Source organism: Phormidium sp. CCY1219 (assembly GCF_035615515.1).
GTDB lineage: Bacteria > Cyanobacteriota > Cyanobacteriia > Cyanobacteriales > Laspinemataceae > CCY1219.
Genome location: NZ_JAJENT010000106.1, coordinates 1 through 218, shown reverse-complemented (window position 1 = coordinate 218; position 218 = coordinate 1). Strand labels below are relative to the sequence as shown.

The following is a 218-nucleotide window of genomic DNA, read 5'->3' as shown; positions in this document are numbered from 1 at the left end:
TATCGAAACATGGTATTGTGTTAGGTAGAGAAAATTATGGGAGGATTGGGGAGCGATCGCAGTTCTGGGTTTGGTCACGGCGATCGCAGTTCTGGGTTTAGTTACGGCGATCGCATTTCTGGGTTTTGTCAGAGCGATCGCGCTGAGTTAACTCATCAAGCAATGTTTGAGAGAACTATAGTCTGATTGGCTGATTGCTTTCCGGACTGACAAGCAAG

Annotated in this window: 1 protein-coding gene; it reads left to right on the top strand. The window is 46.8% G+C overall.

From position 1 onward, the window contains the following. Nucleotides 1-36: 36 nt before the first annotated feature. Nucleotides 37-186, top strand: coding sequence for a hypothetical protein (locus tag LKK83_RS00610; protein ID WP_324628793.1), 150 nt, complete (start codon nucleotides 37-39; stop codon nucleotides 184-186). Nucleotides 187-218 lie beyond the last annotated feature (32 nt).

Coding starts and splice junctions, on each gene's coding strand:
- LKK83_RS00610 (WP_324628793.1), top strand. CDS start 37: ATGGGAGGATTGGGGAGCGATCGCAGTTCTGGGTTTGGTCACGGCGAT.